Below are 25,653 nucleotides of genomic sequence, written 5' to 3'. Positions count from 1 at the left end.
GTTCGATGTCCCGTATCGGCAAAAAACCCGTTTCTCTGCCCAGCGGCGTCACCGCGTCTGTGTCGGGTCAGTCGATCGAGGTGAAGGGCCCGAAAGGCGTCCGCAATTTCACCGCGACCGACGACGTGACGCTGGCCGTCGAGGACAATGCCGTCACCGTCACTCCGCGCGGCACCTCCAAGCGTGCTCGCCAGCAGTGGGGCATGAGCCGTACCCAGGTCGCGAACTGCGTCCAGGGTGTGACCGAAGGCTTCAAGAAAGAGCTGGAGATCACCGGTGTCGGTTACCGTGCGCAGGTTCAGGGCAAGGTTCTGAAGCTGAGCCTCGGCTACAGCCATGACGTCGACTTCGACATCCCGGAAGGCGTGACCATACAGGCCCCCAAGCCGACCGAAGTGGTCGTCGAGGGTATCGACCAGCAGGTCGTCGGTCAGGTTGCGGCGAACATCCGTGCTTGGCGCGCGCCCGAGCCCTACAAGGGCAAGGGTATCCGCTACAAGGACGAGTTCATCTTCCGCAAGGAAGGCAAGAAGAAGTAAGGGCGCAAGGCAATGGCAAACAGCAAACTGGAACTGTTCCGCAAGCGCCGCATGCGCGTCCGGAGCAAGCTGCGCAAGCTGGCCAATGGCCGGCCGCGGCTCAGCGTCCACCGTTCGTCCAAGAACATCTCGGTTCAGGTCATCGACGACGTGCAGGGTCGGACCCTGGCGTCGGCATCGACCCTCGAGAAGGATCTGGGCCTCGTGGGCAAGAACAACGTCGAGGCGGCCGCCAAGATCGGTGCCGCCATCGCGGAGCGGGCCAAGAAGGCCGGGGTCGAGGAAGTCTTCTTCGATCGTGGCGGCTTCCTGTTCCACGGCAAGGTCAAGGCCCTCGCGGATGCTGCCCGCGAAGGTGGTTTGAAATTCTAAGGGACGACGAGATGGCAAGAGACGATAACCGCCGCGACCGTCGCGACCGCGACGAGAACCCCGAGTTCCAGGACCGGCTGGTTGCGATCAACCGCGTGTCGAAAACCGTGAAGGGCGGCAAGCGCTTCGGGTTTGCGGCTCTCGTGGTGGTCGGCGACCAGAAGGGCCGCGTGGGCTTCGGCAAGGGCAAGGCCAAAGAGGTCCCCGAGGCGATCCGCAAGGCGACCGAAGCGGCCAAGCGCGGCCTGATCCGCGTTCCGCTGCGTGAGGGCCGGACCCTGCACCACGACATGCAGGGCCGTCATGGCGCCGGCAAGGTGGTCATGCGTACTGCCCCCGCCGGTACCGGCATCATCGCCGGTGGTCCGATGCGCGCCGTGTTCGAAATGCTGGGGATCCAGGACGTGGTCGCTAAGTCGACCGGGTCTCAGAACCCCTACAACATGATCCGCGCCACGCTCGACGGCCTGCGCCAGGAATCGAGCCCCCGCCAGGTGGCTTCGCGTCGTGGCAAGAAGGTCGCCGACATTCTGCCCAAGCGCGACGACGCGCCGGCAGAAGCGGTCGCTGAGGAGGCTTGAGCATGGCTACGATCGTCGTGAAGCAGGTGGGTTCGCCCATCCGCCGCCCGAAGATCCAGCGTGAGACGCTGATCGGTCTGGGCCTGAACAAGATGCACAAGACCCGGGAACTGGAAGACACGCCCGCGATCCGCGGCATGGTCGCCAAGATCCCGCACCTGGTCGAGATCATCGAAGAGAAAGCCTGAATTCCTTAGCCGCCTAGGTGCAGGACAGGATAGGAATCGCCCCGCTCATTGCGGGGCGTTTTCGTTTGAGCATGTCGAAAGAAATGCGACGTTGGTGAAGGCTCCGCGGTGCGCGAAGGTCTGCCCGAGGCCGGCTCGCTATTGCATGGCCCTAATCTGGTCGTTGGCGTTTCGAAGCCGCGTCGAAACCGAGCGGATGATGTTCCCAAGAATAGTCGGCAGCATGAGGGGGCGATCCTTCGCGAGCCTTTTGAGTTCCGCGACAGAGATGCCATAGGCCAGGACCTCGGTGTCCGCTCGGACATCTGCGGACCGCCTTCCACCGTCGAGCAGGGCCATTTCACCGAAGCTCTGCCCCGGGCCGATTGAGGCTGTACGTCGCTTCTGTCCAGCCTCGTCCCGAATAAGGATGCTGACCGAGCCGCGCGCGACTACGAAAGTCAGTTTTGCCTCGTCCCCGGTGGTCAGGATTGTCTCGCCACGGGCGAAGGAGAACGTCGAAATCGCCGTTTCGAGCACCGCGAGATCATCCTCCGGCATGCCCTGGAAAAGCTCGAGCTCTCCGAGTGAAAGCCGCTCGTCCGCGCGTGATCTACCGGCGAACTCGAGTATGTCGTCCTCTGCTTCTTCCAGCGCCTCATCGATACTCGCGTGGAAGCGGCACTGACCGCTTGCTTCCTCTTGAGAGAAGGCAGCCCGAAAGCCTTCCAGGTTCGCGTTGTTCTGAGCCTCGGTGAAATTCAAGCGCGCACCTCGTCCGGTGGCCATGTTCTGCACGGCGTGGCGAAGCAATGTGACGGCTGCCGTATCGGCATAAGTGACTCGGCGCAGATCGATGATGATCTCCGTCGGATCGGCGGGCAAAGCGGTGACCTCCCGGATCAGCCGCTCCGCGGATCCGAAATATAGCGGCCCCTGGGCCTCGACCACCGCGATGCTTCCGCCGGCTTCCGCGAGGGTATCGAGATCGCGCGAGGTTCGAACCCGGTTAGAGCGAACTCGCGCGCCGCTGTAGCTTCGGCGAACGACGTTCCTGGTGTCCGTCCGGTCGACATAGGCATGCAGCCCGAAGTCCCGGGAGAGCCGCTTGCAGACTTCGATCCCCTGAACCGAATTGCCCACGTCATCCAGCCTCGGCGAATAGACGGCAATGCCGAACTGGCCGGGCAGCACGGCAAGTATGCCGCCCGAGACGCCGCTCTTCGCCGGCAGACCGACATCGAACATCCACTGTCCGGCGTAGTTGTACATGCCGCATGTCGCCATGACCGACAGAACGTCACGAACGGTAGTGGGCGAGAGGACCCGCTTTCCGGTTTGCGGATTTCGACCGTGGGCCGCGAGCGTCGCGCCCATGATCGCCAGATCCTCGGCGGTGACGAGGGTCGAACACTGCCGAAAATAGATGTCGAGGACATCGTCGGGCTTGCTCCTGATCATCCCATTGTTGAGCATCATGTGGGCGATGGCACGGTTCCGGTGCCCGGTCTCGCGTTCCGAAAGGTAAACCGTATGGTCCATCCCGAGATCCCGTCCGGCGATACGGCTGAAGAACCCGATCTGTTCGGCTTCACGTGCCTCCAATGTGTCCCCCCGGATCTGTTCGGACATTGCGATGGCGCCAGCATTTACCATCGGGTTGAACGGACGATTGTTCACCTCGTCCAGGACGATAGAATTGAACGAATCCCCAGTCGGTTCCACGCCGACTTTCTGCATCACGGCGTCGATACCGCAGGATTCGATGGCATATGCGAACATGAAGGGCTTTGAGACTGACTGGATCGTAAACGCTTTGTCTGCGCATCCCGCCGTGTAGAGCGCGCCATCGACCGATGCGATCGCGATCGCGAAATCCTCGGGGTCTGACTTGGCGAGCTCGGGGATGTAGTCCGCGACCTCACCGTCCGACAGTGTGGCTATGTCCCGGTGCAGGCATCCGAGATAGCTTTCGACCGGACCGGAAGGCCGAGGATCGGGTGTCATGTCCATCTTCCGCCGCTACCTTTGCAAACACTGGGAAAACAGTGGCGGCAATTTGCTGTTTGCCACAACGATCCAGTGGAGCATTGGATCGTCGTGTCGCGGGATTGCATATTTCGGCGCCGCGATGCCGATTTAATGTGCGACATGCAGTGAGTTCTCGACCCGAACACCGGCAGGTAAGCCCGCACCCCGGTGCCTCTTGCATTGCGGGCTTGGAATCGGTAAGTCCACCCGGTCCCGGAAAGGGGCAACCCATCATTGCCGTGGCCGCCTTACACCGTCGCTGGTTTGGCGCGTCCGGCCAGAGGAGCAAGCGACATGAAATTGAACGAACTTCGCGACAATCCGGGCGCAGCGCGCTCGAAGAAGCGCATCGCCCGCGGCCCCGGTTCGGGCAAGGGCAAGACCGCCGGTCGCGGTATCAAGGGTCAGAAATCGCGTTCGGGCGTTGCGATCAACGCGTACGAGGGCGGCCAGATGCCCCTCTACCAGCGCCTGCCGAAGCGCGGCTTCAACAACATCAACGCCAAGCGCCACGCCGTCATCAACCTCGGTGTGCTGCAGAAATTCGTCGATGCTGGCAAGCTGGAAGCCGGCTCGAAGGTCGACGAGGACAAGCTGGTCGAATGCGGCCTGGTGCGCCGCAAGCGTGACGGCGTGCGTCTGCTGGCCAAAGGCGAGCTGACCGCCAAGCTGGACCTGACCGTCACTGGCGCCTCCAAGGCTGCCATCGAAGCGGTCGAAAAGGCCGGCGGTTCGGTCACGGTGAGCGCCCCCGCCGAAGCTGCGGCGGAATAAGAGGTTGTGGGCCTCGCGCCCACACCTTACATCGTTTCGAGACAGTTCGCGCCGCTGAACGCCCTAGCGTTCCGCGGCGCAGTTTTGGGAGAGACGCCTCATGGCATCAGCCGCGGAGCAGATGGCCGCCAACCTCAACTGGGGGGCCTTCGGAAAGGCCAAGGAACTCCAGCAGAGAATCCTTTTCGCGCTCGGCCTTCTGATCGTCTATCGCGTCGGCACCTTCATTCCGGTTCCCGGCATCGACACCCTCGAGCTCCAGCGCTTCTTCGAGCAGGCGCAGGGTGGGATCGGCGGGATCCTCAACATGTTCACCGGCGGCGCCGTCAGCCGCATGGCGATCTTCGCGCTGGGCATCATGCCCTACATTTCGGCCTCGATCATTGTGCAGCTCATGGCTGCGATGGTCCCGCAGCTCGAAGCGCTGAAGAAAGAGGGTGAACAGGGCCGCAAGAAACTCAACCAGTACACCCGTTACGGCACCGTCCTGCTGGCGACTTTCCAGGCCTACGGCATCGCCGTCGGGCTCGAGAGCCAGCAGCTAGTCCTAGATCCGGGTTGGTTCTTCCGCGCCTCGTGCGTGATCACCCTGGTGGGCGGAACGATGTTCCTGCTGTGGCTGGGCGAACAGATCACCCAGCGCGGCATCGGCAACGGCGTCTCGCTGATCATCTTCGTCGGTATCATCGCGGAACTTCCCGCCGCCTTGGCGCAGTTCTTCGCAAGCGGTCGTTCCGGCCAGCTGAGCCCGGCGGTGATCATCAGCGTGATCGTGATGGCGATCGCGGTGATCATGTTCATCGTCTTCGTCGAGCGGGCGCTGCGCAAGATCCACATCCAGTACCCGCGCCGTCAGGTCGGGCAGAAGATGTACGGCGGCGAGACCTCGAACCTGCCGATCAAGCTGAACCCGGCTGGCGTGATCCCGATGATCTTCGCCTCGTCGCTGCTGCTGCTGCCGACGACGGTCGCAACCTTCTCGACGCCGGGCACCGGGCCGCTGAGCTATGTCCAGGCGTACCTGGGCCGTGGCCAGCCGCTCTACTACCTGCTGTTCGTGGCGCTGATCGTCTTCTTCGCCTATTTCTACACCGCCAACGTCTCGTTCAAATCCGAGGATGTGGCCGACAACCTGAAAAAGCAGGGCGGCTTCATTCCGGGCATCCGGCCCGGACCGCGTACGGTGGACTACCTCGACTACGTCGTAAGCCGTATTCTGGTCGTCGGCTCGGCCTACCTGGCCGCCGTGGCGCTGCTGCCCGAGCTTCTGATCTCGCAGTTTGCCATCCCGTTCTACTTCGGCGGCACCTCGCTGCTGATCGTGGTGTCGGTGACCATGGATACGATCACCCAGGTGCAGAGCCACATGCTCGCGCACCAGTACGAAGGGCTGATCGAGAAGTCGCGGCTGCGGAGCAAGGGACGGAAAAAGACGAAGGCGCGTAGATGAACATCATTCTGCTTGGCCCGCCGGGCGCGGGGAAAGGAACTCAGGCGCATCGGCTGGTCGAGGAACGCGGCATGGTGCAGCTGTCCACAGGTGACATGCTGCGGGCGGCACGCTCCTCGGGGACGGACCTCGGCAACAAGGTTGCCGAGATCATGGACCGCGGCAGTCTGGTGACCGACGAGATAGTCATCGGCCTTATCGAGGAACAACTCGACCAGGGCGTTGGCGAGAAGGGCATCATCTTCGATGGCTTCCCTCGCACCCTGGGTCAGGCGGATGCGCTGGCCGACCTGCTGGCGAAGAAGGGCAAGACCCTCGATGCCGTTGTCGAAATGCAGGTCGCCAATGACGAGGAGCTGGTCGGGCGTGTGTCGGGCCGGTTCACCTGCGGCAACTGTGGCGAGGTCTATCACGACAAGACCAAGCCGACGGCGGTTGACGGCAAATGCGACAAGTGCGGCGGTACCGAGTTCAAGCGCCGCGCCGATGACAACGCCGAGACCATGCGCACCCGGCTGCTGGCCTATTACAAAGAGACCTCCCCGTTGATCGGCTATTACTACGCCGGCCGGAAGCTGGTCTCCATCGACGGTCTGGGCGCCATCGACGAAGTGTCGGACCGGGTCAAGGGCGCGCTAAACGGCAAGGGCTGAGGCCCGGGAAAGCTGCTGATGACATCGGGGGTTGACACCGACTTGCCGATGCATATTTTGCCAGCTTCTCCACCAGAGCGAGTCGCATGACCCTTTTGTGAGAAATCAACGGCCCACCGGCATCCGCGGGTGGGCTGCTGTTGTGAAAAAAGGTTCTGGTACTACGGAACCGCAACGAGACGGAGAAAGCATTTGGCCCGTATCGCCGGGGTGAACATCCCCACCAACAAACGGGTGCATGTCGCACTCACCTACATTCACGGCATCGGTGATTCGGCCGCTCGCGAGATCTGCGAAGCCGTCGGTATCGACACCAGCCGTCGCGTGAACGAACTCAGCGACGCCGAAGTCCTGCAGGTTCGTGAGCACATCGACGCGAACCTCGTCGTCGAAGGCGACCTGCGCCGTGAGCGCTCGATGAACATCAAGCGTCTGATGGACCTGGGCTGCTACCGCGGTCTGCGTCATCGCCGCAACCTGCCGGTGCGTGGTCAGCGGACCCACACCAACGCGCGGACCCGCAAGGGCCCGGCCAAGCCGATCGCCGGCAAGAAGAAATAAGGGGGCAGGCTGATGGCACGTGATACCAAGCTGCGCGGCAAGAAGAAGGTCAAGAAGAACATCTCGGCCGGTGTTGCCCACGTCAACGCAAGCTTCAACAACACCAAGATCCTGATCGCCGATGTGCAGGGCAACGCCATTTCCTGGTCGTCCGCTGGCACCATGGGCTTCAAGGGTTCGCGCAAGTCGACCCCCTATGCCGCCCAGATGGCCGCCGAAGACGCCGGCCGCAAGGCGCAGGAGCATGGCATGCGCACCCTGGAAGTCGAAGTTCAGGGCCCCGGCTCGGGTCGCGAGAGCGCACTGCGCGCTCTGTCGGCTGTCGGGTTCACCATTACCGCGATCCGGGACGTGACCCCGATCGCGCACAACGGCTGCCGCCCGCCGAAGCGCCGGCGCGTCTGATCCGTTCGGACTACTGGGGGTCAGCGGGGGCTTTGCGCCGTCGCTGGCCGTTCCTGTTTGAAAAGACCCTCGAGGGCGACCGCTGCACGGGATCGGAGCGGAGCGCGAGAATGGAGGCCCACGCATGATCCACAAGAACTGGCAAGAACTGATCCGGCCCACCGGCCTGGACATCAAGCCTGGTGCCGATGCGATGCGCACGGCGACCGCCGTTGCCGAACCGCTGGAGCGGGGCTTCGGCCTGACCCTGGGCAACGCGCTGCGCCGCGTGCTGCTGTCGTCGCTGCAGGGCGCCGCGATCACCAGCGTGCAGATCGACAACGTGCTGCACGAATTCTCCAGCGTAGACGGCGTCCGCGAGGACGTGACTGACATCGTCCTGAACCTCAAGGGCGTCAGCCTGAAGATGGACGTCGAGGGGCCGAAGCGCGTCTCGATCAACAAGCAGGGCGCGGGTGTCGTCACCGCCGGTGACATCACCGAAAGCGCCGGCATCGAGATCCTGAACAAGGATCACGTGATCTGCCACCTGGACGAAGGTGCCAGCCTCTACATGGAGCTGACCGTAGAGCAGGGCAAAGGCTATGTCGCCGCCGACAAGAACCGCCCCGAGGATGCGCCGATCGGCTTGATCTCGGTCGATGCGCTGTTCTCGCCGGTCAAGAAGGTCAGCTACAAGGTCGAGCCCACCCGCGAGGGCCAGGTGCTGGACTATGACAAGCTGACGCTGAACATCGAAACCGATGGCTCGGTCAGCCCCGAGGACGCGGTGGCCTATGCCGCCCGCATCCTGCAGGACCAGCTGGGCGTGTTCGTCAACTTCGACGAACCGGAAGCCGCCGGCCGTCAGGAAGAGGACGACGATCTCGAGTTCAACCCGCTTCTGCTGAAGAAGGTGGACGAACTGGAACTGTCGGTCCGTTCGGCGAACTGCCTGAAGAACGACAACATCGTCTACATCGGCGACCTGATCCAGAAGACCGAAGCCGAGATGCTCCGCACCCCGAACTTCGGCCGCAAGTCGCTGAACGAGATCAAGGAAGTGCTGACCGGCATGGGTCTGCACCTCGGCATGGATATCGTCGACTGGCCGCCCGAGAACATCGAGGACCTGGCCAAGAAGTTCGAAGATCAGTTCTGAGCATTCGGGGCGCGGGCCTCAGGCCCGCCCCCCAACCCCGGGCAATCCCGCCCCAAGGAGAGTGGACCCGTACGCAGGGCCGCCGGACAAAGCATAAAGAAGGATAGATCACATGCGTCACGGTAACGGTTACCGCAAGCTCAACCGCACCCACGAACACCGCAAGGCGATGTTCGCGAACATGGCTTCCAGCCTGCTGGTGCACGAGCAGATCAAGACCACCCTGCCCAAGGCGAAAGAGCTGAAGCGCATCGCCGACAAGCTGATCACGCTGGGCAAGCGTGGCGACCTGCACGCCCGCCGTCTGGCCCACAGCCAGCTGAAGCAGGACGAGGCCGTCAAGAAACTGTTCGACATCCTCGGCCCCCGCTACCAGGAGCGCCAGGGCGGCTACGTCCGCGTCCTGAAGGCCGGCTTCCGCTACGGCGACATGGCCCCGATGGCGATCATCGAACTGGTCGACCGCGACCCCGAGGCCAAAGGCGCCGCTGACCGCGCCCGCGTCGCAGCTGAAGAAGCCGCCGAAGTCGAATAATCATTCCTCCCTTCGGGGACCGCAGGCCGCCGCGTTCATTCGCGGCGGCCTTTTGCTTTTGTGAGGGCGAGGCGGCGGGCATCTTGACCGGTGCGGCCTTCGTGCTCAAATCCCGCCCATGATATTGCGCCCCTTCCCTCTGCTCGCCCTTGTCCTCACCCTCGCCGCCAGCGCTTTGCCCGCGCAGGACGTGCCGCAAAGCCGCGCCGAGATCTCGCTCAGTTTCTCGCCCGTCGCCAAGCAGGCGATCCCGGCGGTGGTGAACATCTATGCCACACGCGTCGTGCAGCAGCGGCTCAGCCCGTTTGCGGGGGATCCGTTTTTCGAGCGGTTCTTCCAGCCGCGCACCGCGCCGCGGTTGCAGAACTCGCTGGGCTCGGGCGTGATCGTCGATCCGTCTGGCATCGTCGTGTCGAACCACCATGTCGTCGGCCGCGCTACCGAGATCCGCGTGGTGCTGTCCGACCGCCGGGAGTACGCCGCCGAGGTCCTGCTGACCGACGAGGCGCGCGACATCGCGGTGCTGAAGGTCGAGGCCGACGCGCCATTGCCTGCACTCGAGCTTGCCGACAGCGACCGGGCCGAGGTGGGCGACCTGGTTCTGGCCATCGGCAACCCGTTTGGCGTCGGCCAGACCGTCACCAGCGGCATCGTCTCGGGGCTGGCCCGCTCGGCCCGGCCCGGTGACGGGACCGAGGCCTACTTCATCCAGACCGACGCGGCGATCAATCCGGGGAACTCCGGCGGCGCGCTGGTGGACATGGCCGGGCGTCTGCTGGGGCTGAACACCTCGATCCTGACGCGCTCCGGCGGGTCGAACGGCATCGGCTTCGCGATCCCTTCGAACCTCGTGCGGGCCTATGTCGACCGCGCGGGCGAAGGCGCCCAGCCCTGGCCGTGGGCGGGCATCACCGGGCAGTCCGTCGACGGAGAACTGGCGCAGGCTCTGGGCCTCGACCGCCCGCAAGGCGTGCTGCTGTCCGAGGTGCACCCCGCCAGCGCCTTCGCTGCCACTGGGCTGACCCCTGGGGATGTGGTGCTGGAAATCGACGGCCTGCCGGTCGCCACGCCCGGAGAGCTGGAATACCGCATCCAGACTCGTCCCTTAGGGGAAACCGCGCGTATCGTCTATCTGCGCGGCGGCTCCCGCGCCGAGGCGCGCGTCGACGTCGCCGCAGCGCCCGAGGACCCGCCCCGCGATCCCTTGCGGCTGGGCGGCACCGGCAACCTTTTCTCGGGCATGCTGGCCGAGACGGTGAACCCCGGCGTGATCGCCGAGATGGATCTGCCGCTCAACACCTCGGGCGTAGTGGTGCGCGAGCCGGGGCAGGCGGGGCGTCTCCTTGGCCTGCGGTCGGGCGACGTGATCGAGCAGGTTAACGGCCGCCGGATCGAGACGACCGCCGATCTGGAGGCCGTGGCACGCACCCTTGACCGGGGCGTTGACCTGCGCCTGTCCCGCGACGGGCGCCGCCACGCGCTCCGCTTCCGGTAAGGCTTTTTATCCGGGGCGGGGCACCTTAAATTCCCCGCATGGCCGATCTCTTCGACACTCCGGCGCAGCCTGCGCCACCCGCCTCCGCGAAACCCGACGGCCCAAGGCCGCTGGCCGACCGGATGCGCCCGGCGACCATCGGTGAGGTCATCGGCCAGGACCATCTTCTAGGCCCCGAGGGCAGTCTGCGGGCGATGATCGACGCAGGGAATTTGCCGTCGCTGATCTTCTGGGGGCCGCCCGGCGTTGGCAAGACCACCATCGCGCGGCTTCTGGCGCAGGCGACCGACCTGGCGTTCGAGCAGATCAGCGCGATCTTCACCGGTGTGCAGGACCTGCGGAAGGTGTTCGAGGCCGCCAAGCTTCGCCACGCCAACGGGCGTGGCACGCTGCTGTTCGTCGACGAGATCCACCGCTTCAACAAGGCGCAGCAGGACGGTTTCCTGCCACATATGGAGGCCGGGGTGATCGTGCTGGTCGGCGCCACAACGGAGAACCCCTCGTTCGAGCTGAACGCCGCGCTCCTATCCCGCAGCCAGGTGCTGGTCCTGAACCGGCTGGAGCCGAAGCACCTCGACGCGATGCTCTCGCGCACGGAAACCACGCTTGGTCGCCAACTTCCGCTGACCGCCGAGGCCCGCGACCGGCTGGTCGACATGGCCGATGGCGACGGACGCGCACTGCTGAACCTCGCCGAGCAGGTCTTCGCCTGGGACGGCGGGCCGTTCGATCCCAAGGCGCTGGCGCAGCGGCTGAACCGATCCGCCCCGAAATACGACAAGTCGGGCGATGCGCATTACAACCTGATCTCGGCGCTGCACAAGTCGATCCGCGGCTCTGACCCGGACGCGGCGCTCTACTGGTTCGCCCGGATGCTCGACGGCGGCGAGGACCCACGGTACCTCGCGCGCCGGCTGACCCGCATGGCGGTCGAGGATATCGGCCTGGCCGATCCGCAGGCGCAGGCTCATTGCCTTTCGGCCTGGCAAACCTACGAGCGGCTCGGCAGCCCCGAGGGAGAGCTGGCCTTGGCCAACGCGGTCGCCTACCTCGCGCTCGCGCCGAAGTCGAACGCGGCCTATGTCGCCTACAAGGCGGCACGGGCGTCGGCGAAGCAGACCGGCTCGCTGATGCCGCCCAAGCATATCCTGAACGCGCCGACGTCGCTGATGAAGGATCAGGGCTACGGTAGCGGCTACCAGTATGACCACGACGCGGAGGAGGCGTTCTCAGGGCAGGACTATTTCCCCGAGGAAATGGAGCGCGCCCGTTTCTACGACCCCGTGGACCGCGGTTTCGAGCGTGACCTGAAGAAGCGGGTGGAGTATTTCGACCGGCTCAGGGCAGACCGGAACGGCTGAATCGCCTGCCCAGCTTGACAATGCGGGGCTGCTGCCTTTTGTCGGGCGCGATCGGAAAAGGAAACCAGGGCCATGCCGCCACTCTTGCAAGTCGCCATTGGCGGCGCCGCGGGCGCCTCGCTGCGCTATCTGCTTGTCGAGGTGTCGGTGCGCCGGTTCGGCATCGACTTTCCCTGGGGTACGCTGACGGCCAATGTCTTGGGATCGTTCGTCATGGGGCTGCTTGCAATGACTCTGACCCCGCGCGAAGGCTTCACCCCTTTTCTGATGACCGGCCTGCTGGGCGGGTTCACGACCTATTCCGCCTTCTCGCTTGAAACCGTCTATCTGTTCGAGCGCGGCGAATACGGCTTGGGGCTCGCCTATGTCGTCCTGACACTTGCCGGTGCCATCGGCGGCTGCCTTGTCGGTATCGTCCTTGCACGGGGGATCTTCGCATGAGCGGTGTGCAGACACTGACATTGGATGCTGAGGCCGAGGGCCAGCGCCTCGACCGCTGGCTGCGCAAGCAGTACCCGCACGTGCCGCAAGGCCGGATCGAGAAGATGTGCCGCAAGGGCGAGATCCGCGTCGACGGTGGCAGGGTGAAGGCCTCGACCCGGCTGGAGGAGGGGCAGACGCTGCGCCTGCCGCCGTTGCCCGAGGGGCCGCCCCCCGAGGCCGGGAAGACCGCGAAGCCGATCAGCGAGGCCGACGCCCGAATGATCCGCGAGGCGGTGATCTATCGCGACGACCATATCATCGCGCTGAACAAACCGCCGGGCCTGCCGGTGCAGGGGGGCTCGAACCAGACCCGCCATGTCGACGGGCTGGCCGAAGCGCTGCGCTTCGGGATGGATGAAAAGCCCCGGCTGGTACACCGGCTGGACAAGGACACCTCGGGCGTGCTGCTGCTGGCACGCACGGGCCGCATGGCCGCCGCACTGACCCGTGCCTTCCAGGCCCGGGATACCCGCAAGATCTACTGGGCGGCCGTGGCAGGCGGGCCGAAGCCGCCGATGGGCACGATTCGCTACGGCTTGGTCAAGGCCCCGGGTCACGGACCGCACGGCGCGGGCGAAAAGATGGTTTGCGTCCATCCGAACCGGATCGACGACACGCCCGGCGCGAAGCGGGCGACGACCGACTATCTTGTGATATCGGCGGCCGCACGCCGCTGCGCGTGGGTCGCGCTGGCGCCGATCACCGGGCGCACGCACCAGCTGCGCGCCCACATGGCCGAGATCGGCCACCCGATCATCGGCGACGGCAAGTACGGCACCAACGCGCAAGAGAACCTGGGCGATGGCTGGGGTGCGCAGCTTGGCGGCGACATCAGCCGCAAGATGCACCTCCATGCGCGCCACCTGAACCTGACGCACCCGGTGACCGGCGGTCGGCTTTCGCTGACCGCACCGTTGCCGCCGCATATGGCCAAGACCTGGGACACCTTCGGTTGGGATGTCTCCGAGGTCGCCGACGATCCGTTCGAGGAGCTGGAATGACCCCGTCCCTGAAGCGCCGTTTCTGGAAAACCGTCGCTATCCGCGAGGGCGGGGCGGGGCTCGAGGTCACGCTGGACGACCGCCCGGTGCGGACCCCGGCCAAGGCGCCGCTGATCCTGCCCTCGCGCCCGCTGGCCGAGGCTGTGGCGGAGGAATGGGACGCTCAGACCGAACAGATCCGCCCGCAGGACATGCCGCTGACCCGTGCGGCCAACGCCGCCATTGACAAGGTCGCCGTGAACCGCGACGCCGTGGCCGAGATGCTGGCGGCCTATGGCGGGACCGACCTGCTGTGTTATCGCGCCGACGCGCCCGAGGGGCTGGTGCAGCGCCAGTCCGACGCCTGGGACCCGTGGCTCGACTGGGCTGATCGCGAGCTTTCGGCCCCGCTGACCCGCATCGCTGGCGTCATGCACCAGCCGCAGCCCTCCGAAAGCCTCGCGAACCTTGCCGGAGAGGTTGCCCGCCACGACGATTTCGAGATGACGGCGCTGCACGACCTGGTGACGCTCACCGGCTCGCTGGTGCTGGGACTTGCGGTCAGCCGCAACGTGCTCAGCGCTTCGGAGGCGTGGGATCTCAGTCGCATCGACGAGCTTTGGCAGGAAGAACTCTGGGGCCGGGACGACGAGGCGCACGCGATGGCTGAAGAGCGACGCGCTGCGGTCACCTCCGCTGGGCGGCTGCTCGACCTCCTGCGCGGGGCGCCCGCCTGAGTCTCCCGGCAAAGGTGACGTTGCGTGAACCTTGCCGCATTACTGCCTTGATTTTGCACACCCCCCGGGGAACGCGTTCACATCGCAGGCAATTTTCAGACTATTCCCCCATATCTTCCGCATTTTTGTAAGGCAGAGCGTACTTGACCTTTGCTCTCAAGCCGACATTCTGTGCGCACTGGTCCGCAAAGGACCCCTTCAACAACCGGGAGGTGCCGGCTCGCTTGCGTTTCATGCGGGGACAGGGTCGGATCATCAGGAAGAGGTAAATATGAAGAAATCAGTCTTTCTCGGCACGTTCGCCGCTGCTGGCCTGGCCGCAGGTGTGGCAGGTGCCGCGACGCTGGACGACGTGAAAGCGAACGATGTCCTGAAATGTGGCATCTCGACCGGCCTGGCCGGGTTCTCGGCGCCGGACGCGAACGGTGAATGGCAGGGCTTCGACGTAGCCGTCTGCCGTGCCGTGGCCGCGGCCGTGCTGAGCGACTCGAGCAAGGTCGAGTTCGTTCCGCTGACCACCCAGACCCGCTTCACCGCGCTGGGCTCGGGCGAGATCGACCTGCTGTCGCGCAACACGACCTGGACGTTCACCCGCGACGTCGACCTGAAGCAGACCTTCGTCGGCGTGAACTACTACGACGGCCAGGGCTTCATGATCCGCAAGGACATGGGCGTCAGCTCGGCGACCGAACTGGACGGCGCCACCGTGTGCATCCAGACCGGCACCACGACCGAGCTGAACCTCGCGGACTATTTCCGCGTGAACAACATGTCCTACGAGCCGGTCCCGATCGAGACCAACGCCGAGGCCATCCAGCAGTACCAGGCCGGTGCCTGTGACGTGTACACCACCGATGCCTCGGGCCTGGCCGCGACCCGCGCCACGTTCGAGGATGCGGACGCGCACATGATCCTGCCCGAGATCATCTCGAAAGAGCCGCTGGGTCCGCTCGTTCGCCACGGTGACGACCAGTGGGCCGACATCGTCCGCTGGACGCTGAACGCGCTGATCGCCGCGGAAGAGTACGGCGTCACCTCGGCCAACCTCGAGAAGATGGCCGAAGGCACCGACAACCCCGAGATCAACCGTCTGCTGGGCAACGAAGGCAATCTGGGCGAGATGCTGGGCCTCGACAACGAGTTCGCCAAGCGCGCCATCGCCGTCGCCGGCAACTATGGCGAGATCTTCGCCTCGAACATTGGTGAAGGCACCCCGATCGGTCTGTCGCGCGGCCTGAACGCGCAGTGGACCCAGGGTGGCCTGATGTACTCGCCGCCGTTCCGGTAACATACTGACGATCAAGGGCGCCGTTTGAATTCGGCGCCCTTGGTGTATCATGCGTTCAGATCGCACCCAGGGCAGGGCCGGATAAACCGGGCCGCCCGACACAGGGGGCGACGTGCCAACAGGGAAAAGGGGCCGAAGATGTCCACCATGTCCGCCGAGGCGGGGCAGTCGTTTCATCCGAGCATGTTGCTCTACGACGCCCGCTACCGCTCTCTGACGATCCAGGTCATCGCCGCGATACTGATAGTTCTCGGACTGTCCTGGCTGCTCTCCAACGTTGTTCAGAACCTGGCCGCGCAGGGCAAGGATTTCGATTTCGGGTTTCTGAGCCAGCGCGCCGGTTACGACATCAATCAACGCCTGATCGAGTACACCTCCGACTCCACGCACACCCGCGCGGCACTGGTCGGCATCCTCAACACGCTGCTCGTGGCCTTCCTCGGCTGTATCCTGGCGACGGTCCTCGGCGTGATCGCCGGCGTTCTGCGCCTGTCGAACAACTGGCTGGTCGCACGCCTGATGACGGTCTACGTCGAGGGTTTCCGCAATGTTCCGCTGCTGCTGTGGATCATCGCGATCTTCGCGATCATGTCCGAAAGCATGCCGCAGCCCCGTGACTTCCGCGAGGGCGGCGACGCGTCGATGTGGTTCGAAAGCATCGCGGTCACCAACCGGGGCATCTACCTGCCGATGCCGGTCTGGGGCTCGGGCTCGGGCATCCTCGTCGCGGTGTTCGCGGCCTCGCTGGTCGCGATCTGGGCCTTCCGCCGCTACGCCCACAAGCGCCAGGAAGCGACCGGTGAGATCATGCCCGTGTTCGCCATCTCGGCGGCGCTGTTCTTCCTGCCGGTGATCCTCTTCTACTTCCTGCTCGGCAGCCCGGTGACGCTCAGCTACCCGGAACTCAAAGGTTTCAACTTTGGTGGCGGCCTGCATCTGCGCAACTCGCTGATCGCGCTCTGGCTGGCGCTGTCGCTCTACACCGGCGCCTTCATTGCCGAGATCGTGCGTGGCGGCATTCTCGCCATCTCGAAAGGCCAGTCCGAGGCAGCATTCGCCCTCGGGCTGAGGCCGCGCCGGACGATGAGCCTGGTGATCCTGCCGCAGGCGATGCGGGTCATCATTCCGCCGCTCATCTCTCAGTACCTGAACCTGACCAAGAACTCCTCGCTGGCCATCGCCGTGGGCTACATGGACGTCCGCAGTACGCTGGGCGGGGTGACGATCAACCAGACCGGGCGCGAGCTCGAGGGGATGCTGCTGGTCGGCATATTCTACCTGGTGGTCAGCCTCGGGATTTCGGCGGTGATGAACGCCTACAACTCGGCCATCAAGCTGAAGGAGCGGTGATATGAGCGATACGCACGCACAAACCGTTGCCTACGTCCGTGAGACGATGCTGCCGCCGAGCGAGCCGCCCGCGGCCGAGCGGGGCGCCGTGAAGTGGATGCGCGAGAACCTGTTCTCAAGCTGGCTGAACGTGATCCTGACGGTGCTTGGTCTGCTGGCGATCTGGACGGTCCTGGCGGGGATCATCCCCTGGTTCTGGAACTCGGTCTGGAACGCCAGCTCGCTCGGCGAGTGCCGCGAGATCCGCGACGCGATTCACGGGCCAAGCGACGGAGGCCACGGCGTCGCCTCAGCCTGCATGGCCGTGATCGCCGAGCGCTGGAACCAGCTGCTGTTCGGTTTCTATCCGCAAGATCTCTACTGGCGGCCGGTGGTTGGCCTGATCGTGTTCCTCGCCGGCTGCGCGCCGGCGCTGTTCAGTTCGCTGCCGCGCAAACTGATCTGGTTCACGCTCGCCGCGCCTTTCCTGATCTACTGGTTCATGTGGGGCGGGTCGATCGGCGTACCCCTCGCCGTGGCGCTGGGCTTCGTGGTCGGTTGGGCCGCGATGGTCGTGATCGGCAAGCAGGTCGGCTCGCTGGCCGGGACGGTGGCGGCGATCGTGCTGCCGATCCTCTACTGGATGTTCCTGACCGGCCCGGTTGCCGGGGTCCTGGGCTCGATCATCCCGCTCGAGCTGCGGTTCGTGCCCTCGAAGGACTTCGGCGGCTTCATGCTGTCCTTCATCATCGGCGTCTCGGGTATCATCCTGTCGCTGCCGCTGGGTATCCTGCTGGCGCTGGGGCGGCAGTCGAACCTGTTCATCATCAACAAGTGCTCCATCGCCTTCATCGAGATCTTCCGCGGCGTGCCGCTGATCGTCTGGCTGCTGACGGCGTCGCTGCTGCTCAACTACTTCCTGCCACCGGGCACCAACTTCGACCTGATGCTGCGGGTGATCATCCTGGTGACCCTGTTCGCCGCCGCCTACATCGCCGAGGTGGTCCGTGGCGGCCTCGCGGCGCTGCCGCGCGGCCAGTACGAGGCGGCGGATGCGCTGGGGCTGGACTACTGGAAGGCGCAGCGGCTGATCATCATGCCGCAGGCGCTGAAGATCTCGATCCCGGGCATCGTGAACACGTTCATCGGACTGTTCAAGGATACCACGCTGGTCGTCTTCATCGGCCTGCTGGACCCGATCGGCATGTCGAACGCGATCCGCGCCGATACTGCCTGGCAGGGGATCTACTGGGAGCTCTTCGTCTTCATCGGGCTGCTGTTCTTCATCTGCTGCTTCAGCATGTCCCGCTACTCGCAACATCTGGAGCGCAGGCTCCGCACGGATCACAGGTAAGGAGGCTCTGATGGCTGATACTGCACCAGAGACCGGCGCCGCCAAGATGCAAGTCTCGGACGAGGTGGCGATCAACATCACCGACATGAACAAGTGGTACGGGGACTTCCACGTGCTGCGCGACATCAACCTGACCGTCTATCAGGGCGAGCGGATCGTGATCTGCGGCCCCTCGGGGTCGGGCAAGTCGACGCTGATCCGCTGCATCAACCGGCTGGAGGAACACCAGAAGGGGCAGATCGTCGTCGACGGAATCGAGCTGTCGAACGACCTGAAGAACATCGACAAGATCCGGTCCGAAGTCGGGATGGTGTTCCAGCACTTCAACCTGTTCCCGCACCTGACGATCCTGGAGAACTGCACGCTGGCCCCGATCTGGGTGCGCAAGACGCCCAAGAAAGAGGCCGAGGAACGGGCGATGCACTTCCTGACCAAGGTGAAGATCCCCGACCAGGCGCTGAAGTATCCGGGCCAGCTGTCGGGCGGGCAGCAGCAGCGCGTGGCGATCGCGCGCAGCCTTTGCATGATGCCAAGGATCATGCTGTTCGACGAGCCGACCTCGGCGCTTGACCCCGAGATGATCAAGGAGGTGCTCGACACGATGATCGAGCTGGCCGAAGAGGGGATGACCATGCTGTGCGTGACCCACGAGATGGGCTTTGCGCAGGCGGTGGCGAACCGGGTCATCTTCATGGACCAGGGCCAGATCGTCGAGCAGAACGAGCCCAAGGAGTTCTTCAACAACCCGCAGAGCGACCGGACCAAGCTGTTCCTCAGCCAGATCCTGGGGCATTGACCGGGCGGGGCCTTTCACCGTGCAAAAGGGGGATTTCATCGTGAAAACCCCCTTAACGCCATGAAATATATGGTGAAAAGTTTATGAAAACTTCGTAAACGCGTGATATCGGCCCCGAACGGGGCCGATTTTCGTTTCGGGACTGCCGGGTGACAGGCTAAAGCTTCGCCCTAGATCAACTGCCGGTCCTTGGGCCGGAACCGACGCGGGAACTGGGGGAACGATGAGCGGACTGCTGGCGCTGTTTGACGATGTTGCGGCCATTGCCAAGGTGGCGGCGGCCTCGGTCGATGACGTGATCGGACAGGCCTCGAAGGCCGGGGCCAAGGCGGCGGGCGCGGTGATCGACGATGCCGCGGTGACGCCGAAATACGTGCACGGCTTCTCGGCCGACCGCGAGCTTCCCATCGTCTGGAAGATCGCCCGCGGATCGATCTTCAACAAGTTGGTGATCCTGCTGCCGGTCGCTTTGCTGCTGTCGGCGTTCGCGCCCTGGCTGATTGCGCCGCTGCTGATGCTGGGTGGCGGCTATCTGTGCTTCGAGGGCGCCGAGAAGGTCTGGCACGTCCTCAATCCCGCAGACCACCACGAGGAGGACCTTTACCAGGAGAAGCTGTCAGACGCCCACCTCGAGGAGAAGAAGGTAAAGGGCGCGATCAAGACGGATTTCATCCTCTCGGCCGAGATCATGACGATTGCCCTGTCGCAGCTTCCCGACTCGGGCATCTGGATGGAGGCGGCGGCACTGGCCGTGGTCGCCGTGGGGATCACGGTTCTGGTTTACGGCAGCGTTGCGCTGATCGTGAAGGCAGACGATTTTGGCCTGTTCCTCGCGCGCGCGGGCCGTCTGACTGTGACGCGCAAGCTGGGCGAGTTGATCGTGCGCGGCATGCCCGCGTTCATGAAGCTGCTGACGACCATCGGCACCGCGGCGATGCTCTGGGTCGGTGGCTCGATCATCGTGCACAGCCTGGCCGAGATCGGCTGGCACGGGCCCGAGCATTTCATCGATGGCATCGCGGCCAGCCTCGGCGGCGGCGCGGGCGACTGGGCCGGAGCGGTGAAATGGCTGGTCAAGGCGGTGCTGGACGGCATCCTGGGCTTGGCGCTGGGCGCGGTGATCGTCGCCGTGATGACCAAGGTGGTGGCGCCGATCACGGGCAAGTCCGAGACCAGCGCCTGAGGGCTCAGAGGACCAGCAGTTCCTCGAACACGGTCATGTCGGGGAACCTGCAGAACGCGGGTCGCCTGAGCGGGATGACCGGGGCGGCCTGCTGAAGATCGGCAAGGATCGCGTCGTAGTCCTGCTGCCAGCGGGGCAGCAACACGTCCGGCAGCCAGGCCAGCGGGTAGGCGAAGGACATGTGGAAGACATAGGCGTCGTGGTCCGCATGCCGGTAGCCGAAAGGCGCGGTAAGCGCCTCGCGCCATTGGCGCAACGCGGCCTCGTCCTTGTCCGTCGCGCCTGCCAGCTGTAGGCCGGTCGGCTTGAGATCCACCACTCTCACCGAGAAGGGCGGCGGCGCGCGAAAACCTTCGAGGCGGAGCAATTGGGCCTGGGTCACCTGATCTATCGGGGCGTCCAGCGCCGCCCAGGCAGGCCAGGCGTCAGGCCTGCGGCGGGTCTCCAGCGCGCCCTCGAACACGGTCATGTGCAAGCTGGGGATCGGCGTGAAGAGGAAGTTCTTGGCCCCGGGCAACGCCTGCATGCGGGCGCGGGCCTCAAGCACCGCTTCGTGACCGGGGGCATCGAGATCGAGATGGCAGACGACGGTGTTCCCGGCCTCGGGCAGGAAGCGGGTGCTGTCGTAGCGGGTGCCGAGGCGTGCGGGCGGTGCGGTGTGCGCGCTTGCGGCGAAATCCGCAAGCCCGTGGGTCAAAGTCATCGGCGGGCTCCGTTTTCGGCAGCCCTAGCGATGGTTCGCGACAGATCCGTGACGGATCACTCGGCGTCCGCGGTAACCCCTAGCCCCTTTGGCGTGGCGTAGTCCACCAGCCGGCCCGGTGCCGTCCCGGCGGCTTTCCAGTCCTCGATGTCGAACTCGATCACCGCGACGGTGCCGGGCTTCCAGCGCGCCAGATCCTCGGGGACCTCGGCCTCGCGCAGGAGGTGCGCGCCGATGTTCTCGATCGAGGGGTTGTGGCCGATGACCAGGAGCGCATTGGCTTCCTGCCGTGCGATCGCGCCCAGGACCTGCCCCGAGGCGGCGTCGTAGAGTTCCTTGGTCAGGCGCACCGGGCAGTCGTCTTCAAGGCCCAGCCCCTCCCACGTTTCGCGGGTGCGGTTCGAGGCCGAGACCAGCGCCTTCTGCGGCAGGTGGCCCTTGTCGCGCATCCAGGCGCCGACGGCCTGCGCGCCGCGCGTGCCGCGCTCGCTGAGCGGGCGGTCGAAATCCTCGACCCCTTCGGGGCGGGAGGATTTGGCGTGGCGCATCAGAATCAGGGTCTTCATGGAGGGCCTCCGGTAAATGCGGCCATATGAAAGGCCGATTGCTCGGCGCGGCGCAACCCCTGGCCGACCGGGCAGGCGCGGCGGACGAGGCAGCCGTCGCGGCAGTCCGTGCCCTTGGGCGACGCGATATGGGCGCGGCAGGCGGGCACGTCGTAACGCTCTGGGGTCAGCGCGCGGGGCGGGCAGGCGGTGCGGCAAGGCTGCGTCGCGCAGGTCTCGCAAGGGCTGGGGGAGGTGCGGTGTTCGAGCGCCACGGGAAGGGCGAGCGCGCCGCGGAAGGACACCATCAGGCCGTGGGTGTCATGGACGAGGAGCGTGACCGGCGAGGCGTGGATCCGGCCCGTGCGCAGCGCCCAGGCGATGAACGGGTGCCAGGGCGGGCCGCCGAACGGGTAGAGCGCCGCCGTGCCGAGGTCCGTTGCCACGGCGTCGAGCGTGCGCCGGGACCAGCGGTCGAGCGGGTCGGGCTGGCCGTCGGCAAACTCGGGTGAGGCGCGGAACACCGGCCACATGGCAGGGCCATCGGGGCCGACGAGGGCAAGAGATTGCGTGCCCTCGGGCAGGTCGTCGCCGGGGTTGGCCCGCAGCGTGCCCAGCACGGTCAGCCCGTGCGGGGCGAGCGCGGAGGCGATGCCGCGAAGCACCTCAGGCCTTGGGTTGCGCCCGGATCAGCGAGCCGGCGCCATGCTCGGTGAAGAGCTCCAGCAGGACGGCATGAGGGGCGCGTCCATCGACGATGACCACCGCGCGCACACCGCCGTCGATGGCGTCGAGCGCGGTCTGCGTCTTGGGGATCATGCCTCCGGCGATCACGCCTTCCTCGGTCAGCTTTCGGACCTGTTCCGAGGTGAGGTTGGTGATCACGTCGCCGTCGCCGTCCTTCACCCCGGCCACGTCGGTCAGCAGCAGCAGGCGGTCGGCCTTCATCGCCGCGGCGATGGCGCCCGCCGCCGTGTCGCCGTTGATGTTGAAGGTCTCGCCGTTCGCGCCGGTGCCGAGCGGGGCGACGACCGGGATGAAGTCGCTGTCGAGGAAGGTGCGCAGAACCGCCGGGTTCACCTGCTTGGGTTCGCCGACGAAGCCCAGATCCTCGCCCTTGGGGCCTTGCGCCTTCTCGCAGACGATCAGCTTGGCGTCCTTGCCGCTGAGCCCGACGGCGCGGCCGCCCTGGTCGTTGATCGCCTGCACGATGCGCTTGTTGACGGTGCCCGAGAGGACCATCTCGACCACCTCGACGGTGGCCTGATCGGTGACGCGCTTGCCGCCGACGAAGGTGGACTGGACGCCCAGGCGGTCGAGCATCTGGTTGATCATCGGGCCGCCGCCGTGGACCAGCACCGGGTGCACGTTGCATTGCTTCATCAGGACGATGTCGCGGGCGAAGCGGGTCATCGCCTCGTCGTCGCCCATCGCATGGCCGCCCATCTTGATGACGACCGTCGCGCCGTCATAGCGCTGGAGATAGGGCAGGGCCTCGGACAGGGTGCGGGCGGTGGCGATCCAGTCGCGGTTCATGGCCTGTGACTTCTCCATTCTGCGGGCTCTCCGGGGGCGTGCAAATGCGTGCTGCATAGGTAATATCTGGAAAAGGTTCCAGACGAAACGGAAAGGAAACCGCCGTGCGAGCACTAGGACTTATGGGAGCGGCGCTGCTGGTCGGGGCCTGCACGACGGCGCCGGTCAGCGATGCCAGCCGCGCAGGGATCTGCCGGGATCTGTTCCAGCGCTATGACCGCGACCTCGAGTTGCGGGGACCGGCTTCGGGCTTCATGGGTACCGCCCGGACGCGCACGGCGTACCCGACACTGAACCTCGGCGGGCTGCGGCAGTACAATTGCGTGACCTATGCTAGCGAGTTGCCGGATTTCGCGTCGCTGGATGCGGCCGCACTGCGCGCCCCGGCGCGCGGCAGCGGGCCGACGCGCTATGTCCACCTGGCGACAGGGGCGACGGACGACGTTGCGAACAGGCTGGCCTCGGAAGCAAGGAACCTCGGATACCCAGTGCAGACCAAGGGCGCGCCGGGGCTGGGACGGCGGGTGTTCCTGGGGCCGCTGCGCTCTCCGGCAGAGGAAGGCGCGGCGCTCAGGCTGGCCGAGGCGATGGGCTTCAACGACGCCTATCTGCTCAGTCGGATACCATAGCGGCGATCGTCGCGCGCAGCGTATCCAGGCCCTCGCCGGTATCCGAGGAGGTCAGGATCATCTCGGGGTAGGCGGCGGCATAGCTGGTGAGTTTCTTGCGGGTCGACGCCAGCGACTTCTCAAGATCCGCCTTCTTCGGCTTGTCGGCCTTGGTCATCACCACCTGGAACGGCACGGCGGCGACCGAAAGCAGCTTCATGATCTCTTCGTCGACGTCCTTGATGCCGTGGCGGCTGTCGATCAGCAGGAAGGCCCGGCGCAGGTTGGCACGGCCCGAAAGGTAGTCCTTCAGCAGCGCCTGCCATTTCGCCACCACGGCAACCGGTGCCTTGGCGAAGCCATAGCCGGGAAGGTCCACAAGGTAGATCGGGTCGAGGGTGAAAAAGTTGATTTCCTGCGTGCGGCCCGGCGTGTTCGAGGCGCGCGCCAGCGCCTTGCGGCCGGTGAGCGCGTTGATCAGGCTGGACTTGCCCACGTTCGAGCGGCCCGCGAAGCAGATCTCGAGCCGGTCTCCGGGGGGCAGGCCGTCCATCGCGACCACGCCTTTCACGAAATCGGCCTGCCGCGCGAACATCAGGCGCCCGGCCTCGGCGGCCTCGGCGTCGGGCGTTTCGGCCAGAGGGAAGGTCGGGGTGGTCATTGCGCGGTCTCCAGCGCATCCAGGTCGGCCCCGCGGATTGCGTTCAGGTTGCGGGTGATCTTCTCAGCGGGCCAGTCCCACCATGCGATGTCCAGAAGGCGCGCGACGGTGGGCTCGTCGAAGCGGCGCTTCACCTCACGCGCGGGATTGCCGGCGACGATGGTGTATGGCGCGACGTCATGGGTGACGACGGAATGTGCGGCGATGATCGCGCCCGCGCCTATGGTGACGCCGGGCATCAGCACGGCCTGGTGACCGATCCAGACATCGGCGCCGATCACCGTGTCGCCCTTGTGTTCTAGCGACCAGGTCTGGGGATCGAAGCCTTCCTCCCACCCGTGGCCGAAGATGTTGAACGGGTAGGTCGAGAACCCGCTCATCGCATGGGTGCCGCCGTTCATGAAGATCTGCACGCCGGTGGCGATGGCGACGAAGGGACCGATGATCAGCCGGTCGCCGAAGAACTCGAAATGATGCAGCACGTTGCGCTCGAAAAACTTCTCGGGCTCGTGCGGGTCGTCGTAGTAGGTGTACCGGCCAACCTCGACATTGGGGCGGTTCTGGGCAAACGCCCGTAGATAGACCACGCGCGGGTAGCCTTCCATCGGATGCAGCGTGTCGGGGGACGGTCCGTTCATGGCAGGGTGACCTCGTCTCCGGTGGCGATCTCGCCGCCGTTCACCACACGGGCGAAGACACCGAAATCGCGATGGCCCCAGTTTTCCTGGAGCAGCTTCAGCGTATCGACCGTGCGCACGCCGGTCGCCGTATCGACCGAGGTCGCCTGGCACCGCTCGATCCGTTCGGCGATCTCGAACTCGACGGCGCCGATGGTCAGGCGCTTGCCGACGAGGTCGAACTCCTGCCAGGGGGCAAGCCCGTCGATCCAGAGATTCGCCCGGAAGCGTGCCTGTTCGAGCTCGGTGCCCGCGACCTCGGAGAGGGCGGCGAGCGATCCGGTCGAGAGGATCGAGAGCCAGGGATTGCGATTGTCGGTCATGCCCTGCGCTCCGGCGCGCGCGACGCGGACCGGCTGCGCCCGGTCCGGATCGCAGATCGGCGTGACCCAGTCGATCAGTCGTGCGGCGTCTTCAGGAATGTCCGGATCCACCTCGAGCACCGGGCGGCTCGGGTGGCTCAGGCGGATGCGACCATCGGCCAGCGTTTCCGCCCGAACCGCCATCAGCTGCGCCGAGCTGGCGCCGCGCACGAAGTTGATGCAACGACCCCAGCCGTCGCTCGGGTCATATCGGGAGGCTTCGTGTTCCACTGCCCAGAGGCGGTCGCCGGGCAGGGTCTGGTCGGCCGTGAGCGTGACCCGCCCGATCTCCTCGCGCCCGATGGCCTTGATCGGGTGCCGCTCGATGGAGACCAGGCGGGGCATG

The 25,653-nt window shown here is 65.3% G+C and carries 30 protein-coding genes; 22 read left to right on the top strand and 8 right to left on the bottom strand.

Annotated elements, in window-relative coordinates:
* The first annotated feature begins 5 nt into the window (after nucleotides 1-5).
* Genes rplF through rpmD form a run of 4 tightly spaced genes read left to right on the top strand, consistent with a single transcriptional unit; the run spans nucleotide 6 to nucleotide 1,680 of the window.
* Nucleotides 6-539: a 50S ribosomal protein L6 gene (gene rplF / locus ACW9UR_RS09455; protein WP_458916713.1), complete on the top strand. Its 534-nt coding sequence runs from the start codon at nucleotides 6-8 to the stop codon at nucleotides 537-539.
* 12 nt (nucleotides 540-551) lie between these two features.
* Entirely contained in the window at nucleotides 552-911 is a 360-nt protein-coding gene (gene rplR / locus ACW9UR_RS09450) for a 50S ribosomal protein L18 (protein WP_458916712.1), read from the top strand.
* Between the two features lie 11 nt (nucleotides 912-922).
* Nucleotides 923-1,492: a 30S ribosomal protein S5 gene (rpsE, locus tag ACW9UR_RS09445; RefSeq protein WP_458916711.1), complete on the top strand. Its 570-nt coding sequence runs from the start codon at nucleotides 923-925 to the stop codon at nucleotides 1,490-1,492.
* A 2-nt stretch (nucleotides 1,493-1,494) separates the two neighbouring features.
* Nucleotides 1,495-1,680, top strand: coding sequence for a 50S ribosomal protein L30 (gene rpmD, locus ACW9UR_RS09440; RefSeq protein ID WP_458916710.1), 186 nt, complete (start codon nucleotides 1,495-1,497; stop codon nucleotides 1,678-1,680).
* Nucleotides 1,681-1,818: 138 nt separating this feature from the next.
* On the opposite strand, the gene glsA is transcribed toward rpmD, so the two are convergent.
* The gene (glsA, locus tag ACW9UR_RS09435; protein WP_458916709.1) at nucleotides 1,819-3,672 is read right to left on the bottom strand and encodes a glutaminase A; all 1,854 of its coding nucleotides are present in this window, start codon (nucleotides 3,670-3,672) and stop codon (nucleotides 1,819-1,821) included.
* A gap of 312 nt (nucleotides 3,673-3,984) precedes the next feature.
* Between glsA and rplO the strand changes: the two genes are divergently transcribed.
* From rplO to ACW9UR_RS09350, 17 genes are all read left to right on the top strand, one after another.
* The gene (rplO, locus tag ACW9UR_RS09430) at nucleotides 3,985-4,464 is read left to right on the top strand and encodes a 50S ribosomal protein L15 (RefSeq protein ID WP_458916708.1); all 480 of its coding nucleotides are present in this window, start codon (nucleotides 3,985-3,987) and stop codon (nucleotides 4,462-4,464) included.
* A 100-nt stretch (nucleotides 4,465-4,564) separates the two neighbouring features.
* The gene (gene secY / locus ACW9UR_RS09425) at nucleotides 4,565-5,914 is read left to right on the top strand and encodes a preprotein translocase subunit SecY (protein ID WP_458916707.1); all 1,350 of its coding nucleotides are present in this window, start codon (nucleotides 4,565-4,567) and stop codon (nucleotides 5,912-5,914) included.
* Complete coding sequence (locus ACW9UR_RS09420) at nucleotides 5,911-6,567, top strand: adenylate kinase (RefSeq protein WP_458916706.1); 657 nt, start codon at nucleotides 5,911-5,913, stop codon at nucleotides 6,565-6,567. Before secY ends, ACW9UR_RS09420 begins: the two co-directional genes overlap by 4 nt.
* A 192-nt stretch (nucleotides 6,568-6,759) precedes the next feature.
* The gene (gene rpsM / locus ACW9UR_RS09415; protein ID WP_458916705.1) at nucleotides 6,760-7,128 is read left to right on the top strand and encodes a 30S ribosomal protein S13; all 369 of its coding nucleotides are present in this window, start codon (nucleotides 6,760-6,762) and stop codon (nucleotides 7,126-7,128) included.
* A 12-nt stretch (nucleotides 7,129-7,140) separates the two neighbouring features.
* Nucleotides 7,141-7,533, top strand: coding sequence for a 30S ribosomal protein S11 (gene rpsK / locus ACW9UR_RS09410; protein ID WP_458916704.1), 393 nt, complete (start codon nucleotides 7,141-7,143; stop codon nucleotides 7,531-7,533).
* Between the two features lie 124 nt (nucleotides 7,534-7,657).
* On the top strand, nucleotides 7,658-8,674 hold the full coding sequence (locus tag ACW9UR_RS09405; RefSeq protein ID WP_458916703.1) for a DNA-directed RNA polymerase subunit alpha: 1,017 nt from the start codon (nucleotides 7,658-7,660) through the stop codon (nucleotides 8,672-8,674).
* A gap of 112 nt (nucleotides 8,675-8,786) precedes the next feature.
* A complete protein-coding gene (gene rplQ / locus ACW9UR_RS09400; RefSeq protein WP_458916702.1) occupies nucleotides 8,787-9,209 on the top strand; it encodes a 50S ribosomal protein L17 in 423 nt (140 codons plus the stop codon).
* A gap of 118 nt (nucleotides 9,210-9,327) precedes the next feature.
* Nucleotides 9,328-10,704, top strand: a complete 1,377-nt coding sequence (locus tag ACW9UR_RS09395; RefSeq protein ID WP_458916701.1) for a trypsin-like peptidase domain-containing protein — start codon at nucleotides 9,328-9,330, stop codon at nucleotides 10,702-10,704.
* 38 nt (nucleotides 10,705-10,742) lie between these two features.
* A complete protein-coding gene (locus tag ACW9UR_RS09390) occupies nucleotides 10,743-12,065 on the top strand; it encodes a replication-associated recombination protein A (protein WP_458916700.1) in 1,323 nt (440 codons plus the stop codon).
* A gap of 72 nt (nucleotides 12,066-12,137) precedes the next feature.
* Nucleotides 12,138-12,506: a fluoride efflux transporter CrcB gene (gene crcB, locus ACW9UR_RS09385; RefSeq protein WP_458916699.1), complete on the top strand. Its 369-nt coding sequence runs from the start codon at nucleotides 12,138-12,140 to the stop codon at nucleotides 12,504-12,506.
* On the top strand, nucleotides 12,503-13,549 hold the full coding sequence (locus ACW9UR_RS09380) for an RluA family pseudouridine synthase (protein WP_458916698.1): 1,047 nt from the start codon (nucleotides 12,503-12,505) through the stop codon (nucleotides 13,547-13,549). The genes crcB and ACW9UR_RS09380 overlap by 4 nt, the downstream gene beginning before the upstream one ends.
* The gene (locus ACW9UR_RS09375) at nucleotides 13,546-14,265 is read left to right on the top strand and encodes an ATP12 family chaperone protein (protein WP_458916697.1); all 720 of its coding nucleotides are present in this window, start codon (nucleotides 13,546-13,548) and stop codon (nucleotides 14,263-14,265) included. Before ACW9UR_RS09380 ends, ACW9UR_RS09375 begins: the two co-directional genes overlap by 4 nt.
* A 271-nt stretch (nucleotides 14,266-14,536) precedes the next feature.
* Nucleotides 14,537-15,553, top strand: coding sequence for an amino acid ABC transporter substrate-binding protein (locus ACW9UR_RS09370; RefSeq protein WP_458916696.1), 1,017 nt, complete (start codon nucleotides 14,537-14,539; stop codon nucleotides 15,551-15,553).
* Nucleotides 15,554-15,691: 138 nt separating this feature from the next.
* Entirely contained in the window at nucleotides 15,692-16,903 is a 1,212-nt protein-coding gene (locus ACW9UR_RS09365) for an amino acid ABC transporter permease (RefSeq protein WP_458916695.1), read from the top strand.
* A gap of 1 nt (nucleotide 16,904) precedes the next feature.
* Nucleotides 16,905-18,236: an amino acid ABC transporter permease gene (locus ACW9UR_RS09360; RefSeq protein ID WP_458916694.1), complete on the top strand. Its 1,332-nt coding sequence runs from the start codon at nucleotides 16,905-16,907 to the stop codon at nucleotides 18,234-18,236.
* A 46-nt stretch (nucleotides 18,237-18,282) separates the two neighbouring features.
* Nucleotides 18,283-19,032, top strand: coding sequence for an amino acid ABC transporter ATP-binding protein (locus ACW9UR_RS09355; RefSeq protein WP_458917175.1), 750 nt, complete (start codon nucleotides 18,283-18,285; stop codon nucleotides 19,030-19,032).
* 223 nt (nucleotides 19,033-19,255) lie between these two features.
* Nucleotides 19,256-20,215, top strand: coding sequence for a DUF808 domain-containing protein (locus tag ACW9UR_RS09350; RefSeq protein ID WP_458916693.1), 960 nt, complete (start codon nucleotides 19,256-19,258; stop codon nucleotides 20,213-20,215).
* Nucleotides 20,216-20,219: 4 nt separating this feature from the next.
* On the opposite strand, the gene ACW9UR_RS09345 is transcribed toward ACW9UR_RS09350, so the two are convergent.
* The 4 genes from ACW9UR_RS09345 to argB are packed head-to-tail and all read right to left on the bottom strand — an operon-like array spanning nucleotide 20,220 to nucleotide 22,999.
* Nucleotides 20,220-20,918: a DUF1868 domain-containing protein gene (locus ACW9UR_RS09345; protein WP_458916692.1), complete on the bottom strand. Its 699-nt coding sequence runs from the start codon at nucleotides 20,916-20,918 to the stop codon at nucleotides 20,220-20,222.
* Between the two features lie 56 nt (nucleotides 20,919-20,974).
* Nucleotides 20,975-21,484 (bottom strand): SixA phosphatase family protein, encoded by a 510-nt coding sequence (locus ACW9UR_RS09340; RefSeq protein ID WP_458916691.1) that lies wholly within the window; start codon nucleotides 21,482-21,484, stop codon nucleotides 20,975-20,977.
* Nucleotides 21,481-22,128 (bottom strand): ferredoxin, encoded by a 648-nt coding sequence (locus ACW9UR_RS09335; RefSeq protein WP_458916690.1) that lies wholly within the window; start codon nucleotides 22,126-22,128, stop codon nucleotides 21,481-21,483. The genes ACW9UR_RS09340 and ACW9UR_RS09335 overlap by 4 nt, the downstream gene beginning before the upstream one ends.
* Before the next feature lies 1 nt (nucleotide 22,129).
* A complete protein-coding gene (gene argB, locus ACW9UR_RS09330; RefSeq protein ID WP_458917174.1) occupies nucleotides 22,130-22,999 on the bottom strand; it encodes an acetylglutamate kinase in 870 nt (289 codons plus the stop codon).
* 104 nt (nucleotides 23,000-23,103) lie between these two features.
* On the opposite strand from argB, the gene ACW9UR_RS09325 reads away from it, so the two are divergent.
* Nucleotides 23,104-23,628: an SPOR domain-containing protein gene (locus ACW9UR_RS09325; protein WP_458916689.1), complete on the top strand. Its 525-nt coding sequence runs from the start codon at nucleotides 23,104-23,106 to the stop codon at nucleotides 23,626-23,628.
* On the opposite strand, the gene yihA is transcribed toward ACW9UR_RS09325, so the two are convergent.
* From yihA to ACW9UR_RS09310, 3 genes are read right to left on the bottom strand one after another with little or no spacing between them, the layout of a single operon-like run.
* Nucleotides 23,612-24,268 carry a ribosome biogenesis GTP-binding protein YihA/YsxC gene (yihA, locus tag ACW9UR_RS09320; RefSeq protein ID WP_458916688.1) on the bottom strand — a complete coding sequence of 219 codons (657 nt, stop codon included), beginning with the start codon at nucleotides 24,266-24,268 and terminating at the stop codon, nucleotides 23,612-23,614. The genes ACW9UR_RS09325 and yihA overlap by 17 nt on opposite strands.
* Entirely contained in the window at nucleotides 24,265-24,906 is a 642-nt protein-coding gene (locus tag ACW9UR_RS09315; protein ID WP_458916687.1) for a CatB-related O-acetyltransferase, read from the bottom strand. The genes yihA and ACW9UR_RS09315 overlap by 4 nt, the downstream gene beginning before the upstream one ends.
* Complete coding sequence (locus ACW9UR_RS09310) at nucleotides 24,903-25,652, bottom strand: MOSC domain-containing protein (RefSeq protein ID WP_458916686.1); 750 nt, start codon at nucleotides 25,650-25,652, stop codon at nucleotides 24,903-24,905. Before ACW9UR_RS09310 ends, ACW9UR_RS09315 begins: the two co-directional genes overlap by 4 nt.
* Nucleotide 25,653: the final 1 nt, after the last annotated feature.

The organism is Halovulum sp. GXIMD14794 (genome assembly GCF_054457455.1).
Note: the sequence above shows the minus strand (reverse complement) of the source record. Positions and strands in the feature narration are given on the sequence as shown.

Bases quoted from the DNA above. Each gene is read 5' to 3' on its own strand.
- rplF (WP_458916713.1), top strand. From the start codon at position 6: ATGTCCCGTATCGGCAAAAAACCCGTTTCTCTGCCCAGCGGCGTCACC.
- rplR (WP_458916712.1), top strand. From the start codon at position 552: ATGGCAAACAGCAAACTGGAACTGTTCCGCAAGCGCCGCATGCGCGTC.
- rpsE (WP_458916711.1), top strand. From the start codon at position 923: ATGGCAAGAGACGATAACCGCCGCGACCGTCGCGACCGCGACGAGAAC.
- rpmD (WP_458916710.1), top strand. From the start codon at position 1,495: ATGGCTACGATCGTCGTGAAGCAGGTGGGTTCGCCCATCCGCCGCCCG.
- glsA (WP_458916709.1), bottom strand. From the start codon at position 3,672: ATGGACATGACACCCGATCCTCGGCCTTCCGGTCCGGTCGAAAGCTAT.
- rplO (WP_458916708.1), top strand. From the start codon at position 3,985: ATGAAATTGAACGAACTTCGCGACAATCCGGGCGCAGCGCGCTCGAAG.
- secY (WP_458916707.1), top strand. From the start codon at position 4,565: ATGGCATCAGCCGCGGAGCAGATGGCCGCCAACCTCAACTGGGGGGCC.
- ACW9UR_RS09420 (WP_458916706.1), top strand. From the start codon at position 5,911: ATGAACATCATTCTGCTTGGCCCGCCGGGCGCGGGGAAAGGAACTCAG.
- rpsK (WP_458916704.1), top strand. From the start codon at position 7,141: ATGGCACGTGATACCAAGCTGCGCGGCAAGAAGAAGGTCAAGAAGAAC.
- ACW9UR_RS09405 (WP_458916703.1), top strand. From the start codon at position 7,658: ATGATCCACAAGAACTGGCAAGAACTGATCCGGCCCACCGGCCTGGAC.
- rplQ (WP_458916702.1), top strand. From the start codon at position 8,787: ATGCGTCACGGTAACGGTTACCGCAAGCTCAACCGCACCCACGAACAC.
- ACW9UR_RS09395 (WP_458916701.1), top strand. From the start codon at position 9,328: ATGATATTGCGCCCCTTCCCTCTGCTCGCCCTTGTCCTCACCCTCGCC.
- ACW9UR_RS09390 (WP_458916700.1), top strand. From the start codon at position 10,743: ATGGCCGATCTCTTCGACACTCCGGCGCAGCCTGCGCCACCCGCCTCC.
- crcB (WP_458916699.1), top strand. From the start codon at position 12,138: ATGCCGCCACTCTTGCAAGTCGCCATTGGCGGCGCCGCGGGCGCCTCG.
- ACW9UR_RS09380 (WP_458916698.1), top strand. From the start codon at position 12,503: ATGAGCGGTGTGCAGACACTGACATTGGATGCTGAGGCCGAGGGCCAG.
- ACW9UR_RS09375 (WP_458916697.1), top strand. From the start codon at position 13,546: ATGACCCCGTCCCTGAAGCGCCGTTTCTGGAAAACCGTCGCTATCCGC.
- ACW9UR_RS09370 (WP_458916696.1), top strand. From the start codon at position 14,537: ATGAAGAAATCAGTCTTTCTCGGCACGTTCGCCGCTGCTGGCCTGGCC.
- ACW9UR_RS09365 (WP_458916695.1), top strand. From the start codon at position 15,692: ATGTCCACCATGTCCGCCGAGGCGGGGCAGTCGTTTCATCCGAGCATG.
- ACW9UR_RS09360 (WP_458916694.1), top strand. From the start codon at position 16,905: ATGAGCGATACGCACGCACAAACCGTTGCCTACGTCCGTGAGACGATG.
- ACW9UR_RS09355 (WP_458917175.1), top strand. From the start codon at position 18,283: ATGCAAGTCTCGGACGAGGTGGCGATCAACATCACCGACATGAACAAG.
- ACW9UR_RS09350 (WP_458916693.1), top strand. From the start codon at position 19,256: ATGAGCGGACTGCTGGCGCTGTTTGACGATGTTGCGGCCATTGCCAAG.
- ACW9UR_RS09345 (WP_458916692.1), bottom strand. From the start codon at position 20,918: ATGACTTTGACCCACGGGCTTGCGGATTTCGCCGCAAGCGCGCACACC.
- ACW9UR_RS09340 (WP_458916691.1), bottom strand. From the start codon at position 21,484: ATGAAGACCCTGATTCTGATGCGCCACGCCAAATCCTCCCGCCCCGAA.
- argB (WP_458917174.1), bottom strand. From the start codon at position 22,999: ATGAACCGCGACTGGATCGCCACCGCCCGCACCCTGTCCGAGGCCCTG.
- yihA (WP_458916688.1), bottom strand. From the start codon at position 24,268: ATGACCACCCCGACCTTCCCTCTGGCCGAAACGCCCGACGCCGAGGCC.
- ACW9UR_RS09315 (WP_458916687.1), bottom strand. From the start codon at position 24,906: ATGAACGGACCGTCCCCCGACACGCTGCATCCGATGGAAGGCTACCCG.
- ACW9UR_RS09310 (WP_458916686.1), bottom strand. From the start codon at position 25,652: ATGCCCCGCCTGGTCTCCATCGAGCGGCACCCGATCAAGGCCATCGGG.